Raw genomic sequence first — 16115 nt, 5'->3', positions numbered from 1 at the left:
ACGTTGCTGAATCGCGTAACGTCCCCTGCCAAGCCCGCCTCTGCAGAGCCTCCCGCCGGAACCAAAGTATTCTGGAAAGGATGAGTGAAACCCCAGATTCCCCGCGACCAGTCACGCCCGGCAGCCAGGCCTCCTTCGGAACCTACGGTGGCCGACCGGTCAGTTTTGTGCGCCGCGGCACCCGACTGCAGGGACGCAGGCAGGCGGCGTGGGAAGAGCACGCAGAGCGCTGGGCCATTCAGGTGCCGCGCCATGTTGCCAACACTTCCGTGCACCCGGATTACACATTCGACGCCGAGGCTGTGTTTGGGCGCAAGGCACCCCTGATCGTGGAGATCGGTTCGGGCTTGGGCGATGCCGTGGTTCATGCCGCGGAACAGAACCCGGACAAAGACTTCCTTGCGGTTGAGGTCTACACCCCGGGGTTGGCCAACACCATCATCAAGATCAACAGCCGTGGGCTGACCAACGTGCGGGTGGTGGAAGCCAACGCCCCAGAGGTTCTCGAGTCGATGCTCCCGGAGGGGTCGGTCAGCGAGCTTTGGGTGTTCTTCCCGGATCCCTGGCACAAGGCACGGCACCACAAGCGACGCCTTATTCAACCTGCCTTCGCTTCAGTAGCTGCCAAGGCTCTCGCAACGGGTGGTTACTGGCGCATCGCCACAGACTGGTCCAACTATGCCGTGCACGTCCGCGAAGTGCTGGCCGGGTCCACAGAGTTCGAGAACATGCACGAAGGGGAGCGCAGCGGCGAGGAGAGCCCGCTGACGCAGGTCTGGCAGTCCGGCGTCGAGTCTGTTGTGGGTGGTGCGCCCGTCCGCGAAGGCCGCGCGCCGGTCAGCACCGAGCACACCGGTCCGAACGAGGGCGTTGATGAAGAAGGCGGCTGGGCTCCCCGGTTCGATGGCAGAATCCGGACAAGCTTTGAAAACAAAGCCCACGAGGCCGGGCGCATGATCTTTGACCTCACGTACCGCAAGCTTTAGCCAACGGACTATGGGGGAACCATGAGCTATCAGCCGCCGATCGACTACCACCAGCAGCCACGTTCCGGCACACAGGGCCTGGGCGCCGGCATCACGAGCATCGTTGCCGCTGTCCTCTCCCCGATCGCGGCCGTAGTGAGCATTCCCTTGGGCATTGCGGCTATCGCCTCGTCGATAAGCCGCTACAACCAGGGCAACGACGCTTGGTGGTTTGGTGCACTGATCTTGGCGGGAGTCGCGGTCCTGCTGGCTATCGTGGCTGTGGTCAGTGGGTTGATCGCCGTATTCCGCGCCGGGCGCATGAACGCGGGACGTATCACAGGGATCATCGGGCTGGCGATCATGGCGGTCAACGTCTTTGGTGTTGCCTTCATGGTGTTCCTGGTACTCGGCGCAGGGCAGGGATCCTAATGCCGCAGGTACGCGCCGAGCGGCTGATCCGGCTGGATCCCGAGACCGCTTTCGCCCTCTCACAGACCACGGGTGAGTTCAGGCTTAAATGGGATCCGTTCATCTCCGCTCAAGCCTTTTTGGATGGGGCCAAGGTTGCTGGCAAGGGCGTCAGGACGCGGACTGTCTCCCGCATGGGCCTGAAGATGGTCAGTGAGTACGTCTCTTACGCTCCTCCACGAAATGTGGGTATGACCATGGTGTCCGGGCCTTGGTTCTTTGAGAATTTCGGCGGCGGCTGGCGGTTCACCCCGGACGACGGCGGCACCCGGGCAGTCTGGAAGTACACCTTTTCCTGCCGCCCGGCGTTGCTGAAGCCATTGGCCGAGAGGATCGGAAGCTGGCTTCTGGGCCGGGAGATTGAGCGTCGCATCGAAGCGTTCGCCCGGGCTTGCGAAGACCGGGCCCTGGTTGCGGAACTACGCGCCCAGGGCACAGGGGTCACGGACCGCTAAGGTTTACGGCACCGAAATCGAGGCTACCGTTTTCTCTGCTTCATCACGGAGCTCAACACCGGCGATGCCAGCCAACTGCACCGGAGTGGCACCCGTGATCTTGATCCGGCCGCTCTGAGTAGCCGTCCAACCACAGGTGCGTTCTTCGGCACCGTCACGACCCTTCACCCACAGATAGAGGGTGCCTTCCAGCGGCATGGACCGGCCCTCCACAGCGAGTTCAGTGCCCCAGTTCTTTTTCACCATGCCCACAGTCAACTGCAATCCGGTTTCCGACTGGACCGAATAGCTTGCATCCGGTTTCGGGGGCTGGTTCAGCAAGGGCCCGGCGAGGAAACCAACCGCAAGGCAAGCAGCGGCAACCGCGCCCACCAAAGCCGCCCACCGCCGTCGTGATTTCCGCCTGCGGACCGACAGGTCCACCAGAACCTTCTCGGGAATCGTTGCAGGAATCGGTTCCAAGGGTGCGAGCGCATGCGCGCCGCCAGCGACAGTAAGTGCGACAGCGTCAGCCCGTGGAACCGCGTCGAGCAACGCGGGCAGGCTTTCGAGTTCCTCCAACTCGTGGCGGCATTCAAGGCATTTGGCGAGGTGATCCTCAAAGGTGCGTGCTTCGTCGGGCTCGAGCCCACCCAGCAGGTAAGCGCCCAGCAATTGGTGGACGGAGTTGCCGTTCATCGTTCCACCCCCATTTCATCAAGGATCGTTCGGAGGGCTTTCACAGCGTAGAAAGCCCGGGATTTCACGGTTCCCGCCGGGATGTTCAGCTGCAGTGCTGCCTCGCTAACGGTGAACCTTTGATAGTGGAGGGCCACCAAAACCTGGCGGTGTTCGTGACTGAGCCGGAGCAACGCTTCCTCCATGAGGACCCGGTTCAGGAGTTCGTCAACGCGTTCCGTTGCAGGATGGTCCGGCAGGTCCTGCTCGCCGGCTTCGGCGGGGCGGCGCTGCGCCTTCCTATAGTTGTCGATGATGACGTTGCGGGCCGTCCGGAAGAGGTAGCTGCGCAAGCTCCCCGTGATCTGCGGGGCATGCTGCCACACCTTGAGGATGGTCTCCTGAACAACATCGTCGGCTTGGTGGGCGTCGGACGTGCAGCTGAGAACGAAGCGCTTCAGAGCCGTGCCATGGTCGCGGTAGATCGCAGCCACCACGTCTTCATCCAACGGCATAGCCACCTCCCTCTATCAGCTGGCCCTTCGCCTATACGACGACGCACGCACCGAAAAGGTTCAGCCCCATGAACCATTCTTCCCCCGCCGGCGTCGTAGGGGTTAGCGCCGGTCTATCCCGGCCGGCTCGTCAAAGGAGCTAGAAATGAAGAAACGACTCAGTTTTGGATTCGGTGCGTTCATCCTAACCGCCGCCTTGGCCGGGTGTGGCGGGAGTCCTGGAACCACCGCTACCTCCGCACCACCTCCCGCGGCTACTTCCTCTGCAGCAGCTACCTCCGCGTCCCCGACTGTGGATTCCGGCACTGCGGCCGGCCCCGATATGAAGGTGTCGTCCTCCAGCGCAGGTCAGATCGTGACGGACAGCAAGGGCATGAGCCTCTACTTCTTCACCAAGGACGTCAAGGACTCGGGAACCAGCGCCTGCACGGAAGCCTGCCTGGACGCGTGGCCTATTTTCACTACGACGTCGGACACCCCCACCGTTGAAGGAGTCACCGGGACTGTGGGAACCATTGCGTCGCCGGACGGGAAGAAGCACGTGACCCTCAATGGGATGCCGCTGTACTACTACGCCAAGGACAAAGCTCCCGGCGACGTCACGGGCCAAGGGGTGGGCGGGGTCTGGTACTTGGTGAGCCCATCCGGGGAGATGATCAAAGGCGCTTCGGGTTCGGGCTACTGACGCGTGGCACCGAGATCGCGGGAAGCCTGCCATGTCGCCGAAAGGTTCCTCGCGAACAGGCAGGGTTCCCACGAACTCGCAGTCCGGACTGATCACCTGAGCGCCCGAAGGATGCGTTCCTTGAAGGCGCGCTCTTGAAAAAGGTCCTTCCACTCGATTCGGATAAACCGCCAGCCCTCCTCTGCCAGTGCCTTTTCCCTCCGTCGTTCTTGAAAGATGACCTCGTCCGTCGGTTTGAAGTCGAAGTATTTGGTTCGACCGTCGAACTCCAGAGCCAGTTTTTCCTCTTCCCAAGCGAAATCCATGCGATGGCGACCCAATCGGGACTGCACCTCGAATTGTGGCTGCGGGGGCTTGATGCGCAGCTTCTGCATCAACTCACGCGTCAGCGTCTCGCCGGCAGACTCGGACCGCGGGTCTGCGTTGTCCAAAGCCTTCCGCAGGGTGCGGATTCCCCGTTTTCCGTTGGCGACCGCTACCAAATCGGCAATTGCGCTGACGTCGGCGCCGACACGCAAACCATGGTCCACAATCACTAGTGCTTTGGGATAGCTAAGCATCCTGGCACTGTCAAAGATGGTGCGTTCGAGTGTGGTCGCCCGCAAACCCTGAACCTGCACTACATCGTCCTCGGTGAAGCTTGCTGTGTGTCCCCGAACATCCTTGCCCCAGCGGTCGGAGGATGGCCTGGCTTGGTGCAGGACATGCACCTTGTCATCAACACCCCACACGAAGAGACCATGGAGTCGTGCCGCCGACAAATGGCTATAGACGAACCCACCTGTTGACGTGGTCAGTGTCCCATGCGCGTGTGCCACGATCCGCTCTCTGGCCTGCCTCCTCGGACCCAGAGCGTTCCACTTGCTGGCCCTGATGTAGCAGCCATACCTCAAGCGATGCAGTTCGCCGACGTCCACTAAGGCCTTGATTTTTCTACTGTTGAGCCCGAAACGGAGTAACTCATCGGTTCTCCACATGTACCCGCGCACAGGTAGCGGGCGGACTGTCATGACGGCATTTTCAGTTGATGTTGGCTCCATCGATTCAGCATTGCGACAACACATCGAGCCGCTGAAGGGGGCTGCCCCGCTATGTGGAAATCCGAGCGCCGAGGACGCGGGAACGTTGCGAAGACGCCGAAAGTTTGCGCACGAGGGAGCACGCTTCCAGCGAAGTCAGGAGCAGGCCCGGCTACGATCGGGATATGGGCGAGACTTCTAACTTCAAGGCTGCGGCCAGGACGTGGCAAACCATGGTGGACAGCAACCAGGCGTTGCTTCTTCGCAAGTCCGGACACGACGTCCATTGGTGGGCCGAAGCGGGCCGCGCCAAGGGCCTGAAGAACGACGCCGAGCTCCGCGACTGGATGCGCGACGAACACGGCATCACGGGCTATGCGCAATACGCAGTCTCGTGGGAGATGTTCGGCTACCCCGAGAGGGGTAAGTGCCTGCGCACCACTAGCGCCGAAGGCGGTCTCAACATATGAGATATTTTCGGAGGGTGTTAGGAAACGGGAACCCTAACAGCCTCTTATCTATAGAAGATGATTCCAGCAGATAGCTTGCGTACAGGAAATCCTTGCCAAGGGCTCCCTGTACTCAAGCTCCTCTGTATTCACCGATAGTGGATCACCATGTTTTGCTATACCCATGACGGATTTTCTCGCCCTGGTCGCAATCATCGTTTCCCTGGTTGTGGGCGGAGGGGCTATCTGGGTCGCCATCCACCTGGACAGGAAGCGCAACCCAAGGCGAGAGTTCACATATTCAGTGGAGCCAGCACCCTTGGTTAATTCAAGGGCAAAGGGTCTGGATAAGCTGAGCGTCGCCTATGACGGTCGCACCGTAGCCCAGCCTTATCTCGTCACAGTCGCGATAAGTTCCACTGGACGTGCCGACATACCGTCGGCAAATTTTGACGGAGCCAAGCCGGTCCGAATCGACCTCCAAGTCCCCATCCTTGCGGAAATCGCCCAGAGCGCGAATGTAGACACCGTCGATGCCCGACTAGAAATGGCGGGGGAATCGGTCGTCGAACTGGCGCCGACGCTTCTTCCAAAGGGCTACGTCCTGCGGGCCTCATACGTCTGCGAAGGTCGGCCTCATCCGACGTTCAAGATACACCTCCACGACATCACACTCCGCATGGACTCCCGGGACAGAAAGGATTCCTACATGCTTCCCGCGAGTTCCCTGGCCTTTCTGGTGGCCGCTGCGCTGGGCACAGCTTCATTCATCATTGCCATCTGGACGCGCTAAATTCTCAGGAGGTTCTGCGAAGATCGCGTCAAGGTGTGTACTGTGCCTGAACAACTACGGAAAGCCTGAGTTTATTCAGGCACAGTGCAGTACGTATCAGATTCAGGCATAGTGCAGCACGTCTCAGCATGTGAGATTTTCATAGCGCATTAGACAGCACGCAGGTTTTCCAACCCTAAGACAAGTAGAGGTTGCTTCCATCAGAAGGAAGTTACGGGGGACCTACGGGGGGCGGCACGAGTTGCCCACTAGCTACCGCATAGCAGGAAACACGAAGTGTTTTTCTGCTTACCTGCAACAGATCGATGAATGTTGCTACCTATAACTCATTGAGAGCGAAAACAGGGCAGGCCAAGTGCCTGCCTCTGTTGTTTCCCCAGTAGTCAACCAACTTCACCCTATCTAGAGAGCGAGCGAGCCTATGCCCTGCCTTCAAGGGGAACAGCACCCCAGTCACAAACTCACGACAGAGGAGGTGCTCACCATCCGAGCCAGCTACCTGCCGGGCGTGATCACGCTGGCCGATCTGGCTAAGTGCTACCACGTCAGCAAACAGACAATCAGTGTCATCCTTCAGGGCAAGACCTGGGGATGGCTCCAAGAAGGGACATCAAAGTGAACGGCACAGTTACCAATCTCTTTAAGCACCGCTGGCTTTCTGCGGTACGCGCTGCTCCCAGCCTTTCTGAAGCTGACCGCAAAGTTGCCCAGTGGCTGGCGGACAATCTGGAGGGCAATAGCACCACCGTCTTTCGTACGTGGTGGGAGATGCGTTCGGCACTCAACCTCAACAATCATGACGCCGGCGTTTACATCGGAATGCTCACTCGCGCTGGCCTCGTGGGCCACCGCATCCGCACCGGGCCGAACGCAGGCTTCCCGCTCGAGCTGCCTCTCCCCAAGGCGAAGTCCCCTCGCTCGGTAGCCAGCCACGAGGCCCGGTCAGATATTGATGCGAGGAACACCCGCCGCGCCGCTGCCCGCCGTGCCGCCGACCTAAGGGCGGATGCTAGGTGGCTGGCCAAGTAGGAGGCACCACCTGCGAACGGGCGTTAGCCCATCTGAAATCCATTGAGCCCTTCGCCTTCGGCGGGGCTCTTTCTGCTCGTGGCCTAGCAACCACATCTTGAGGCTGACAGTCCTGTCGGCCCATCACTCCCGACACCTTGCGGTGTCGCTTGCATTGGGAGCAATCATTTCCACTTCAGTAGATCAGCAATTCCAGGGCGGCAAGGCACTTGCAGCTTGCACCCTTCACATATCGGCCAAGCGGGAGCAGGTAGCCCTCTAATGGGACAGATCGACAACCTAACCCAAGGCGCCCTCCGCGACATTCTGCGCCGCCTAAAGGCGGTTGAGTTCGCCACCAACCAGAACAGCATGGCCATCGGTCGTGGTGGCCTCTCAGTCTACGGCGGCGGCGGGATCACGATCGAGAATGGCGGCTTGGTCGTAACGGGGTCTGCCACCGTCTCAGGCTTGCTTGAGGCCAGCGGCACGATCAACATGTCAGGGTCATTCACAGCCTCGGGTGACGTGAACTTGAACGGGCCGACAGACGTTGCCGGGGACTTCTCTGTAACCGGGCCAACAAGTCTGAACGGCGTTACCACCATCGCGGGAGATACCACTGTGACAGGCGACTTTACCGTGACTGGTCCTACGGACCTGAACGGCATCACGACCATTGCCGGTGACACTACGGTGACTGGCGAATTTACCGTTACCGGCCCCACCGATTTGAACGGGCTAACAAAAATTGCTGGCGACCTTGACGTTACCGGAACGCTGGATATCAATGGCCCGGCGACGTTGAACAACGATCTGACCGTGGCCGGAGGGAAGACGATCAAGCTCGGCGGCCTGACTCTGGAGAACACCGGGAACAACGGCGGCGCTGTGAACTTCCCCAACGCGTCCGTAACCTCCAGCACAACCCTCGGCATGCTGGTAGCCAGCTCCGTAAGGATCGAACTTGCAAGCCCTTCGCTAAAGCTGAGCGGACTGCCCCAAGCTTCAGGAGTAGCCGCCAATCTCTACATCGACAGCAACGGCATTGTAAGGAAGGTCGTCTAACGGAAGTTGTTGTACTTAGTGCACAGCTCCCGGCCAGCGTAGGCGGCCACCGCGTATGCGTTGTCCCCTGCCACGCTGTCCGTGCCCGCCAGTGCGGCAATATCCTCGACCGTCTTGCCTGACTCGTATAGCCCGCAGGCTACCTCGGCGCCTTGGAGTAGATCATCGTCGGATGGAATTACACCGTCGCGCCAGGCATTGAGGGCTTTCTTGACGCCGGCCAGATAGCGGCCGCGAGCGCTCTCGTCGTAGAACTCTGGCGGCAGGCTCGCGGTAGCTGTTGCCACCGCACTCCCTGAAGGCACTGAGATCAGTGGCTTACTGTCTGACGCTGCCGCTGAAACGGTGGCCGACGGTGCAGGCGCCGCCTCGGTAGTTGGCGCTGAGCAGGCCGTCAGTCCAAGCAGGCCGATAAAGACAAGTCCCCCAATTTTGCGCATGCGCCGATCATATCGGGCAGCGTTTCAGATTAATACTCCAAGACCCCCTGAGGGTCTTTACGCCAAGGAGGCGCCATATGGCTACTGCTTCAAGGCTTCCCCCGAGCGAACGCGCGGTAACCCACCATGAACACCTATGAGCCCTTCGCCTTCGGCAGGGCTCTTTCTGCGAGCGGCCTAACAACCAAGGCCAAGATCACCGGCCACAGTCTGGCGGTGTATGCCGACGGCAGGACGGGATACTGCTACCCAACTCAGGAGCAATTAGCAGCCGCTAGTTCGCAGAGCGTGCCGACCGTTACGCGTGCGCTCGCAGAGTTGGCTGCGGCTGGCTTTATCACTGTGGCCAAGAATGAGCGCAAGCGTTGGAACCGAAACAATCAGTATTGGCTGCGCGTCCCCTTCGGGGCGCGTGCGCTTGCTGAGGCAGGCGAAGAGACAACGCCCGAGCCACCGCAATCCACGTCTGTTGATTTACGGCCGCAGTCTTCCGAGACTCAACCGGTATCGGTCAAGGAGCCGCCTGTTCCGGCGCTCACTCTAAACGCTTTCCCAACCGAACCCGCGTGGCGCCGTAGCTAGCAATTACCCCAACGTGTGATGGGTATTCTGTCGCTCAACGGTTCGAATACCCATCACACGTTGGGGTAATACCCATCAGAGGTTTGCCCTAACAACTCAATACCCAACAGATAGAAAGGCCGTGGGCGAAGCCCGTAAGGCCTTTCTCTTCTAGCTGGCGATTGATAGCTAGCGCTGAAGCCTTTGAGCTGGCGCTCACGGCTTCCACTTTTCTTGCTCATCCCCCTGCACTGGCTCCGCTGGCTACGGCCTTCGGCCTTCACCAGTCGCCAGTGGACAGCTTGCGGCTTTCATCCTCCGCACTCCTCCATTGCTGATCGCATTCCACCGTCACCGGTTACCACCTACAGAAAGACACACAATGACTTCCTCTGCTCTTACCGCCGCCAAGGCCGCTGCCACCGCTACCGCTGCTGACCTTGAAGCCATTGGCCACCGGCTTGAAGTAGCCACCGCCGCCCATGCCGAAACCTCCGCCGAACTCTCCGCCATCCTGGCAGCCGACGCGGCCGGCGAAGCCGAGGCCGTGGCGCATGACGTAGCTGTATTGCGGTCTGAGCTTGACCTCCGCGCTTCACGCGTCGCGGCCCTCAGGGCCAACCACGCGAAGGCCATCACTGCCAACACTCAGGCAGGTTTCCGCCTGCGCGCGGAAACCCTAAAGGCCAGCAAGTCCATCCTGTCCACAACCTCCGTAGATGCCCTTGTAAAGGCCGCAAGCGATGAGGTAGCGGGAATCCTCCGCACGCTCGCCGAGAAGCTCTCTGCTGGCAACGAGGCCAATTCTGCTGCCATCGGTGAAGCGCTACAGCTTAACCGCGAGGGCTTCGCTAGCGAAGGATTGCAGGTATCTGGCGCCACCCAGAATCCGAGCGTTTCAATCAACGGCTCACAGCTTGTGGACTACATCAATGTCCCGCTTCGCCTGCAGGCAGTCGGCGAGCGGGCAGCGTTTGAGGTCAAGGAAGAACTGCTCGAGCCAGCCCGCGCGGCACGCCGCGCCAAAGAAGCTGTGGACGCTGAGCGCGACGCCTCCTACAAGTCAGAACTTCGCGCGGCCATGGAGCGAAACGCAACCCGCGTGGACCTCTCCGCACTCTAAATACCCAGCCTTAGCGGAGCCCCTACGGGGGCTCCGTGCTCCACCCTCCTGCTAGCCAAGGGACTGCCCCATGAATCAACAGCCCGACTGGAACGCCACCACCTGCACCGCCGACGGATGCGACAGGGTGAGGACAGGCGTCTATCACACCCTCTGCCGCCTGCACTATGAGAAGTCGCGACAGCAACGAATTGCCGAGCTTGCCCCCTTGGGATTCGGCAAGACGTGCACTCTGCAAGATTGCAAGCGTCCGCATCACGCCACCGGGCTTTGCCGGTTGCACTACAACCGCCAGGTCACGACAGGCTCAACGGAGTTGAAGGCCAAGGCGCCCAAGGTAAAGCCGCTGTGCTCCGTCGATGGCTGCGTGCAGCAAGCCAAGTCCCTTGGCTACTGCGGGAGCCATTACACCAACCACCGCAGGCACGGCATTGCCGTCCTTCCGAACGCACGTGGCCCACGCAATGAGTCAAAGCTGGAGAAGTTCGCCCGGCACCTTAGCGCAGATGATCAGCAGGGCTGCTGGCTCTACTCCGGCATCATCAACGAGGACGGCTATGGCAAGTTCAATCTCGGCCAAGGGGCCGGCGAGGTCAAGGCGCACCGCTGGCTCTACCAGGAACTAACGGGCAAGAAGCTTCCACGCACAATCCAGCTAGACCACACGTGCGAAGTCCCCCACTGCGTGCGCCCTTCGCACCTGCTGGAGGTAAGCCAGGCTCAGCACAACGCACACACTGCGGCCCGCAAGAAGGCGCCGGCCGGCATGTTCTACAAAGCTGATGAGTCGCCCCGCTCGCTGCTTGAGGTCGGCTATGCAATCACGCACAGCTTGCCGATGATCTGGAACAGCTAGCGGACAGCAGAACCATGGAGGGCTTCGGCCCCTCCATGGTTCTAGCAACATCTGCTCACGTCTGTTTCACGAGCTTGAAAACTCGTGAGCTACCTCAGGCGTTATGACGCCCGGGCGAGGGCTCAGACACTAGCCGGGGGCTCCCCCCACCCCTCCCGTTCAGCCTCTTCCCGCGTGTAAGAGATCCAGTGACCAGCTCCGTTCTTGTCTCTCCGCAGCCCGGCGCCATAGATCCTTTCGCTGCCGATCCGCCGGCAGACTTCAATCATGCTTTTCAAGGGGACGAAGAATAGGCGATCACTGCACTCGTTCTCGGAAGCGGCGAATACGCCATCGAACAACTCTGACTCCTCGTCAGCGTTGATAGCCCACACGTAGCTATGGATGAGCTGATTGCAGTACCTTCGAAGCCCTAGCTGTGCCTTGACCCCGGCATCCAGGTCATACAGGTCCCATATCTCATGGCGGTTCCACCCATCGACGCGTTCCCCTGTTGCCGGGTGCTCGGTGACAGTGATGGGCATAGCAGCAGTTGACCGCGATACCTTGCCAGCCTCAAGAAGGCGCCGTATGGCGTAAGCGCTGGTCATAATGTCCCGCTCCACAAGGAAGCTGCTGCGTTCGGTCCACCTTCGCTGGGCGCCCTTCTGCTCCAAGCGGTCAGCAACCCTCAGGAGCTCACCCTTCCAGGGGATCGAGTCTGAAATCATCGGCGCTGCGAGCCGGTCATACCTGTGCGTCTGCTGGTGCGGCTGGCGACGGCTCGTCCTTCGGGGACGTCTTGGGAGCAGGGGCGGGGGCATATCGTCCCCGCTCCGCCCACTTGGCCGCAACTACAGTTACTGATGGCAGTTCGCGGCCATGCTCGTCCTTGTCTTCCCGCGCCCACAGGCGCGTGTTCATGCCCTGGAGATACTTCGCGAAGTCGTCACCGCCGCGCGTTGTGAGTAACAAGACGCTTGCCTTTGCCGTCTCAAACGGCTCAAGGATTTTCTGCTGCTCGTTCTCTGGCAGGAGCGTCCGACTGTTATACATGCTCGCAACCCTGTGCGTAGTCTGAACGAGTTCAAGTGCAGCAGCTTTTCTATCGGCACGTTCCTGCGCCTGGCGCTCTAGGTTCTTCGTGATCAAGAGAGTGACCCAAGGCACCAGTACTGTCGATACGACACCTACAGCCAGCGCTATGGCACTGGAGATAATGACGGTTCCAATGCCCGACCCCTGCGCTTCAGCAGCAGTGGCCACGGACAAGATGCTAAGCGCCAAGTTTCCCCATTTCGTCCAGAGCCATGCTCGGCTCAGTGAATCCACGCCGAGCCTATACAGGGCGGGGCTACCCAGCAAATGCCGGGGCATTAGTACGCCAGGCTGACAGGATGAAGATATGGACTTTGAAGGCTCAGATGAATCGAACGCGAGGGCGTCTGCCAGTTTGCGATCTGTTATCGAGCAGATTGATGCAGGCCTCTTGGAGGCTAGCCCCATTCAACGGCACTTCCTTGCAGGAGCTCTCGCTGCGGTAGAGGCCCTCAATGCCAGACCAAACTAAACCTGACACCGCTCAGTTGTGCACAAAGGGGTCGCTTTGTGCACAGTTACCTCATGACCACCAAGAAAGCAGCCGCCCGCAAGGCTCCGCTAGCGCTCGCCTACGTCCGCGTATCCACGCATGAGCAGGCCACGGAAGGCGCAAGCCTGGAGGCCCAGCGGGCGACGCTGCTGGAAGAGGCAAGCCGACGCGGATGGGATGTGGAAGTAGTTGATGGGGACGCCGGCCTGTCCGCCAAGAACCTGAAGCGCCCAGCCCTGCGAGAGGCGCTGGAGCGTCTCGACCGGGGCGAGGCCGATCACCTCATGTCCATCCGCATTGATCGCGTTAGCCGCTCAGTGAGCGACTTCGCAGGGCTCATGGACCGCGCGACCAAGCGCGACTGGGGACTGGTCATGCTCTCGCCCAACGTCGACACTTCAGACCCCGCCGGCCGCTTCACGGCTAACATCCTGGCCTCTGCCGCTCAGTATGAGCGGGAGCTGATTGGGCAACGGACGCGCGAGGGCATGGCGCAGAAGCGGGCAGAGGGCGTGCATGTTGGGCGCCGGCGCGAGCTGACAGAGGAAACAGTGCAATTGATCGTCAGCCTGAAGACGGAGAATCTCAGCCTCCGAGCTATCGCCGCAGAGCTTGAAGCTCGCGGCATCAAGCCTGCTCGCGGCGGAATTAGCTGGCAGGCCTCCAGCGTCAAGGCTGTACTAGCCTCCAACACCGCCCGAGGCGTGTACGCCGGCGGTAATTAGCTAAGCGCCCCTGAGCCGTTCTGGCGGCCTCAAAAGCAGAAAAGCCCGAGCCGATAAGGCTGGGGCTTTTTGTGGTTTAGGGGGTTAATCAGAGGCCGCCTGCCGGCGCCCTATCTGGTCGCGCCTCAATTCAGCGGCAATGGCGGCGCATTGTTCTGGTGAAAGCCGGGGCCAGGTGGCAACTACGGCGCTTGCGTGCTCGCGAATCTCATCTTCGGTCATGATCTACGCCACTTCCAGAATCGGCTGCACTTGGTGCGCAGCGGTTGGCGCCATCGTATTCCGCTGCCAAACTTCGATGATCCTCATGACGTCCTTGGCGGATCCCTCAAAGCTGGCGCGAACGCCTTGGGGTCCGTACTCAATGACGACCACGCCAGTATTAGCGCCGTCCTGCACTTCGTCCGAAACGGCATGAATGCTACTCAATGAAATGTACGTTCCGCCGAAATCTACGAGATCGATCATGACCCAGCCTCTCTGGTTCTAGTGGTGGGCGCCGGCGGAGCAACCTTCGCTGCCCCGCCAAGGGGCGCCCTAACCTAACAACAAACGGTCCAGCTTGCGCTTTCTCGTATACCGCATTCTTTTCTTCCTATTCACTTGTCTATTCAGTTGTGGCTGGCAAGGCCTTCCGGCCTTCCCTTGCTCCAGTATGCACGCTTGCGCGTGCATGGTCAAGCGTGATTCACGTGCAAGCGCTTAGCATTGTGAAATGGGAAATCAAAGGATCATCGAACTGCTTGCAGCTACAGGCATGAAGCGCAATGACCTTGCCGCCGTGCTGGGCGTGGATTCGTCAACCCTACGCAGATGGTCCTACGGCGAAACAAAGCCACCCGCTAAGAAGCTTGAGGCACTGGAGCGCCTCGCCAATGGCGGGAAGGTGGAGGCCGCTACAGCGAGAGTCCAGCCAGAAACGGACGCGCTCGCAGGTTTTTCGACGGGAGCACTTATCGAGGAGCTGGCGCGCCGTCACAGGGGCGGGATTCTCTAGCTGGAACGATGCTCCGGGCCGGCCAGTCGGATTGCTTCCGTCCCGGCGCGCCACTCTTCCATGGTCACATCGACGCTGGAGCCATCCGTCCATTCGAGAGTTATGCCAGTCCAGGGGCTCCGCTGCTTTGTGGCGGCTTCACGCATCCAAGCAATCTCCTCGGCGTCAAGCAGTTTCGGCCGCGATCCTCGCGGACGAAGCAGCACGCCGACACTCTCAGGCTCGTAAGCCCGTTTGCCCCTATTGCTGTGACTGAAGAGAACCACGTTGCTCCGCGCTCGAATGAAGTCCCTGCGGCCAGCCAAATCAAGGGCTAACCAATCGAGCATCTCTGGGGAGTCCCAATCCAATTCGGTATTGTCCGCGCCCAACTCCGGAACTTGGAGCTCACGCTCCAATGCCTCAGCCTCAACCCACAGCGCAGCCTCTTCGGCCCGTAACTTGACGTTGGCACGCTGCACAAGCTCCCGGTTTTGGATGGGATCGTCTGCCAAGAGGTCTGCCAGCGAGTCCATGCGCCGCTCTATATCTGCCTGACGTGCATCAAGCCTGACGCGCCGATCCTCTATCGTCGTCGCATCGACTGGGGTCGCGCGCTGTGCGGCGAACCAAACGCGCGCCATTCGCTCCAGCACGAGGGCATCTGCAAAAGCCACGTCACGAGCAACGTGCGTCGCTCCTGGGCGCCGTTCGCGGCACGAATAGTAGGGGACTACTTCACCGTTGGCCTTCTTGCGTGTATTCACGTAGACAGGGGCGCCGCATTGGCATTGTGCGATCCCAGAGAGCAGCCACCGGCCTTTGGTGTCGTGGCGCCGCCGGCGCTGCGGTGCTTCAAAAACTGCACAGACTGCCCGCCACATCTCCACCGATTCAATCGCAGGCATTTTGCTGACCAGGAGTTCGCCCGACTCGTCTCGCAGGAGTTCCCCATGAAGATCGACGAGGCCCGCATTCCTTGGCCTCTTGAGCATCTGGCGAAGCTTTGTCGTGTCCCACCGACCTCCGCGCGATGTCGTCACGCCTTCGGCGTTCATCCGGCTAACGAACGAGCCTAGGCTCCCGCCCTTCAGAATGTGCGCGTATGCATCACGAACTAGCTGGGCCTCCGTGGGATGCAACTCCCAGCGGCCGGCGCTGGTCTTGCGGCCATTGCCGAGCTTGGACTTTCCGCTAGCGGAGCTGTCACTGCCGGGAGTGGCATCCTCGCCTGCGGCGGCGTCTACGGGAACCTGTCGCCAGCCGAATGGGCGAGTGCCGCCTGCCCACTCGCCGCGCTCAGCAAGCTGCACCGTCTTCGCCCTAGCGCGCTCAGACCTGCGGGCCGACTCCACGTTGCCTATCAGGCCGGCAAGCCCTCCTTTGAGGAGGTCATCGACGTTCCGAAAGTCATACCGCCCACCATTGACAGATTCCAACAGCACGCCCGCATGCTTGAATCGATCGATGACTGTTGAAAGCTCGCCTAGGTCGCGCGTTAGGCGGTCCACGTTGAATACTAAGACGGCACCATCTTCGCCCAACTCCGGCAAACGCTTGAGCATGGCCTCGTACTCCGGGCGTCTGCCCGCTTTCCATGCGCTGATCGAGTTATCGGCGAACACATGGGCCACCTCAAGGCCAAGCCGCTTTGCGTGCGCCTGGCAGGCTGCGGCCTGCCGAGCCACGCCGTCGCCCTCTGTCCTGTCGTCAGAAATTCGGGTGTAGATAAACGCCGTAGCTCCCATGAAGCAAGGCTACTTCACTCATGCATTATCC

21 protein-coding genes are annotated in these 16115 nt (G+C 60.4%); 13 read left to right on the top strand and 8 right to left on the bottom strand.

Annotation, left to right across the window (positions count from 1 at the left end; all coding sequences use genetic code 11):
* Positions 1-80: 80 nt before the first annotated feature.
* The 3 genes from trmB to AC0J5Z_RS05275 are packed head-to-tail and all read left to right on the top strand — an operon-like array spanning position 81 to position 1891.
* Positions 81-986 carry a tRNA (guanosine(46)-N7)-methyltransferase TrmB gene (trmB, locus tag AC0J5Z_RS05285; protein WP_475037934.1) on the top strand — a complete coding sequence of 302 codons (906 nt, stop codon included), beginning with the start codon at positions 81-83 and terminating at the stop codon, positions 984-986.
* 21 nt (positions 987-1007) lie between these two features.
* Entirely contained in the window at positions 1008-1397 is a 390-nt protein-coding gene (locus tag AC0J5Z_RS05280; RefSeq protein WP_475037932.1) for a hypothetical protein, read from the top strand.
* Positions 1397-1891 carry a type II toxin-antitoxin system RatA family toxin gene (locus tag AC0J5Z_RS05275; protein WP_475037929.1) on the top strand — a complete coding sequence of 165 codons (495 nt, stop codon included), beginning with the start codon at positions 1397-1399 and terminating at the stop codon, positions 1889-1891. Before AC0J5Z_RS05280 ends, AC0J5Z_RS05275 begins: the two co-directional genes overlap by 1 nt.
* Before the next feature lie 3 nt (positions 1892-1894).
* Here the strand turns inward: AC0J5Z_RS05275 and AC0J5Z_RS05270 are convergent, their stop codons facing one another.
* Both AC0J5Z_RS05270 and AC0J5Z_RS05265 read right to left on the bottom strand, forming a co-directional pair.
* Positions 1895-2569 carry an anti-sigma factor family protein gene (locus tag AC0J5Z_RS05270; RefSeq protein WP_475037927.1) on the bottom strand — a complete coding sequence of 225 codons (675 nt, stop codon included), beginning with the start codon at positions 2567-2569 and terminating at the stop codon, positions 1895-1897.
* Positions 2566-3063, bottom strand: coding sequence for a sigma-70 family RNA polymerase sigma factor (locus AC0J5Z_RS05265; protein WP_178995943.1), 498 nt, complete (start codon positions 3061-3063; stop codon positions 2566-2568). Before AC0J5Z_RS05265 ends, AC0J5Z_RS05270 begins: the two co-directional genes overlap by 4 nt.
* 145 nt (positions 3064-3208) lie before the next feature.
* Between AC0J5Z_RS05265 and AC0J5Z_RS05260 the strand changes: the two genes are divergently transcribed.
* On the top strand, positions 3209-3748 hold the full coding sequence (locus tag AC0J5Z_RS05260) for a COG4315 family predicted lipoprotein (RefSeq protein ID WP_475037925.1): 540 nt from the start codon (positions 3209-3211) through the stop codon (positions 3746-3748).
* A 92-nt stretch (positions 3749-3840) separates the two neighbouring features.
* On the opposite strand, the gene AC0J5Z_RS05255 is transcribed toward AC0J5Z_RS05260, so the two are convergent.
* Entirely contained in the window at positions 3841-4788 is a 948-nt protein-coding gene (locus AC0J5Z_RS05255; RefSeq protein ID WP_475037923.1) for a type IV toxin-antitoxin system AbiEi family antitoxin domain-containing protein, read from the bottom strand.
* 164 nt (positions 4789-4952) lie between these two features.
* Between AC0J5Z_RS05255 and AC0J5Z_RS05250 the strand changes: the two genes are divergently transcribed.
* From AC0J5Z_RS05250 to AC0J5Z_RS05235, 4 genes are all read left to right on the top strand, one after another.
* Positions 4953-5237: a hypothetical protein gene (locus tag AC0J5Z_RS05250; protein WP_475037921.1), complete on the top strand. Its 285-nt coding sequence runs from the start codon at positions 4953-4955 to the stop codon at positions 5235-5237.
* Positions 5238-5400: 163 nt separating this feature from the next.
* Positions 5401-6009 carry a hypothetical protein gene (locus AC0J5Z_RS05245; RefSeq protein ID WP_475037920.1) on the top strand — a complete coding sequence of 203 codons (609 nt, stop codon included), beginning with the start codon at positions 5401-5403 and terminating at the stop codon, positions 6007-6009.
* Between the two features lie 615 nt (positions 6010-6624).
* Positions 6625-7038, top strand: coding sequence for a hypothetical protein (locus AC0J5Z_RS05240; RefSeq protein ID WP_475037918.1), 414 nt, complete (start codon positions 6625-6627; stop codon positions 7036-7038).
* Between the two features lie 261 nt (positions 7039-7299).
* Positions 7300-8085 carry a hypothetical protein gene (locus AC0J5Z_RS05235; RefSeq protein ID WP_475037917.1) on the top strand — a complete coding sequence of 262 codons (786 nt, stop codon included), beginning with the start codon at positions 7300-7302 and terminating at the stop codon, positions 8083-8085.
* On the opposite strand, the gene AC0J5Z_RS05230 is transcribed toward AC0J5Z_RS05235, so the two are convergent.
* Entirely contained in the window at positions 8082-8525 is a 444-nt protein-coding gene (locus tag AC0J5Z_RS05230) for a hypothetical protein (protein ID WP_475037916.1), read from the bottom strand. The two genes, AC0J5Z_RS05235 and AC0J5Z_RS05230, sit on opposite strands and share 4 nt — an antisense overlap.
* A gap of 126 nt (positions 8526-8651) precedes the next feature.
* Here AC0J5Z_RS05230 and AC0J5Z_RS05225 point away from each other — a divergent pair, with 126 nt between their 5' ends.
* The 3 genes from AC0J5Z_RS05225 (at position 8652) to AC0J5Z_RS05215 (ending at position 11065) form a co-directional block, all read left to right on the top strand.
* Positions 8652-9107, top strand: a complete 456-nt coding sequence (locus tag AC0J5Z_RS05225) for a helix-turn-helix domain-containing protein (protein WP_475037914.1) — start codon at positions 8652-8654, stop codon at positions 9105-9107.
* A 361-nt stretch (positions 9108-9468) separates the two neighbouring features.
* Positions 9469-10209, top strand: coding sequence for a hypothetical protein (locus tag AC0J5Z_RS05220; RefSeq protein WP_475037913.1), 741 nt, complete (start codon positions 9469-9471; stop codon positions 10207-10209).
* Positions 10210-10279: 70 nt separating this feature from the next.
* Positions 10280-11065, top strand: a complete 786-nt coding sequence (locus AC0J5Z_RS05215) for an HNH endonuclease (RefSeq protein WP_475037912.1) — start codon at positions 10280-10282, stop codon at positions 11063-11065.
* 122 nt (positions 11066-11187) lie between these two features.
* Here the strand turns inward: AC0J5Z_RS05215 and AC0J5Z_RS05210 are convergent, their stop codons facing one another.
* Together AC0J5Z_RS05210 and AC0J5Z_RS05205 are read right to left on the bottom strand one after the other, a co-directional pair.
* A complete protein-coding gene (locus AC0J5Z_RS05210; RefSeq protein WP_475037911.1) occupies positions 11188-11775 on the bottom strand; it encodes a hypothetical protein in 588 nt (195 codons plus the stop codon).
* Positions 11776-11791: 16 nt separating this feature from the next.
* Positions 11792-12310, bottom strand: a complete 519-nt coding sequence (locus tag AC0J5Z_RS05205; protein WP_475037910.1) for a hypothetical protein — start codon at positions 12308-12310, stop codon at positions 11792-11794.
* A gap of 357 nt (positions 12311-12667) precedes the next feature.
* On the opposite strand from AC0J5Z_RS05205, the gene AC0J5Z_RS05200 reads away from it, so the two are divergent.
* Complete coding sequence (locus tag AC0J5Z_RS05200) at positions 12668-13360, top strand: recombinase family protein (protein ID WP_475037909.1); 693 nt, start codon at positions 12668-12670, stop codon at positions 13358-13360.
* A 225-nt stretch (positions 13361-13585) separates the two neighbouring features.
* Here the strand turns inward: AC0J5Z_RS05200 and AC0J5Z_RS05195 are convergent, their stop codons facing one another.
* Entirely contained in the window at positions 13586-13828 is a 243-nt protein-coding gene (locus AC0J5Z_RS05195; RefSeq protein WP_475037908.1) for a hypothetical protein, read from the bottom strand.
* 247 nt (positions 13829-14075) lie between these two features.
* On the opposite strand from AC0J5Z_RS05195, the gene AC0J5Z_RS05190 reads away from it, so the two are divergent.
* Complete coding sequence (locus AC0J5Z_RS05190) at positions 14076-14357, top strand: helix-turn-helix domain-containing protein (RefSeq protein WP_475037905.1); 282 nt, start codon at positions 14076-14078, stop codon at positions 14355-14357.
* Here the strand turns inward: AC0J5Z_RS05190 and AC0J5Z_RS05185 are convergent.
* Positions 14354-16084 carry a recombinase family protein gene (locus tag AC0J5Z_RS05185; protein ID WP_475037904.1) on the bottom strand — a complete coding sequence of 577 codons (1731 nt, stop codon included), beginning with the start codon at positions 16082-16084 and terminating at the stop codon, positions 14354-14356. The two genes, AC0J5Z_RS05190 and AC0J5Z_RS05185, sit on opposite strands and share 4 nt — an antisense overlap.
* Positions 16085-16115 lie beyond the last annotated feature (31 nt).

This window comes from Paenarthrobacter sp. TRD_SC_7 (assembly GCF_056156245.1).
This window is presented reverse-complemented; position numbering and strand designations above follow the sequence as displayed.

Coding starts and splice junctions, on each gene's coding strand:
- trmB (WP_475037934.1), top strand. CDS start 81: ATGAGTGAAACCCCAGATTCCCCGCGACCAGTCACGCCCGGCAGCCAG.
- AC0J5Z_RS05280 (WP_475037932.1), top strand. CDS start 1,008: ATGAGCTATCAGCCGCCGATCGACTACCACCAGCAGCCACGTTCCGGC.
- AC0J5Z_RS05275 (WP_475037929.1), top strand. CDS start 1,397: ATGCCGCAGGTACGCGCCGAGCGGCTGATCCGGCTGGATCCCGAGACC.
- AC0J5Z_RS05270 (WP_475037927.1), bottom strand. CDS start 2,569: ATGAACGGCAACTCCGTCCACCAATTGCTGGGCGCTTACCTGCTGGGT.
- AC0J5Z_RS05265 (WP_178995943.1), bottom strand. CDS start 3,063: ATGCCGTTGGATGAAGACGTGGTGGCTGCGATCTACCGCGACCATGGC.
- AC0J5Z_RS05260 (WP_475037925.1), top strand. CDS start 3,209: ATGAAGAAACGACTCAGTTTTGGATTCGGTGCGTTCATCCTAACCGCC.
- AC0J5Z_RS05255 (WP_475037923.1), bottom strand. CDS start 4,788: ATGGAGCCAACATCAACTGAAAATGCCGTCATGACAGTCCGCCCGCTA.
- AC0J5Z_RS05250 (WP_475037921.1), top strand. CDS start 4,953: ATGGGCGAGACTTCTAACTTCAAGGCTGCGGCCAGGACGTGGCAAACC.
- AC0J5Z_RS05245 (WP_475037920.1), top strand. CDS start 5,401: ATGACGGATTTTCTCGCCCTGGTCGCAATCATCGTTTCCCTGGTTGTG.
- AC0J5Z_RS05235 (WP_475037917.1), top strand. CDS start 7,300: ATGGGACAGATCGACAACCTAACCCAAGGCGCCCTCCGCGACATTCTG.
- AC0J5Z_RS05230 (WP_475037916.1), bottom strand. CDS start 8,525: ATGCGCAAAATTGGGGGACTTGTCTTTATCGGCCTGCTTGGACTGACG.
- AC0J5Z_RS05225 (WP_475037914.1), top strand. CDS start 8,652: ATGAACACCTATGAGCCCTTCGCCTTCGGCAGGGCTCTTTCTGCGAGC.
- AC0J5Z_RS05220 (WP_475037913.1), top strand. CDS start 9,469: ATGACTTCCTCTGCTCTTACCGCCGCCAAGGCCGCTGCCACCGCTACC.
- AC0J5Z_RS05215 (WP_475037912.1), top strand. CDS start 10,280: ATGAATCAACAGCCCGACTGGAACGCCACCACCTGCACCGCCGACGGA.
- AC0J5Z_RS05210 (WP_475037911.1), bottom strand. CDS start 11,775: ATGATTTCAGACTCGATCCCCTGGAAGGGTGAGCTCCTGAGGGTTGCT.
- AC0J5Z_RS05200 (WP_475037909.1), top strand. CDS start 12,668: ATGACCACCAAGAAAGCAGCCGCCCGCAAGGCTCCGCTAGCGCTCGCC.
- AC0J5Z_RS05195 (WP_475037908.1), bottom strand. CDS start 13,828: ATGATCGATCTCGTAGATTTCGGCGGAACGTACATTTCATTGAGTAGC.
- AC0J5Z_RS05190 (WP_475037905.1), top strand. CDS start 14,076: ATGGGAAATCAAAGGATCATCGAACTGCTTGCAGCTACAGGCATGAAG.
- AC0J5Z_RS05185 (WP_475037904.1), bottom strand. CDS start 16,084: ATGGGAGCTACGGCGTTTATCTACACCCGAATTTCTGACGACAGGACA.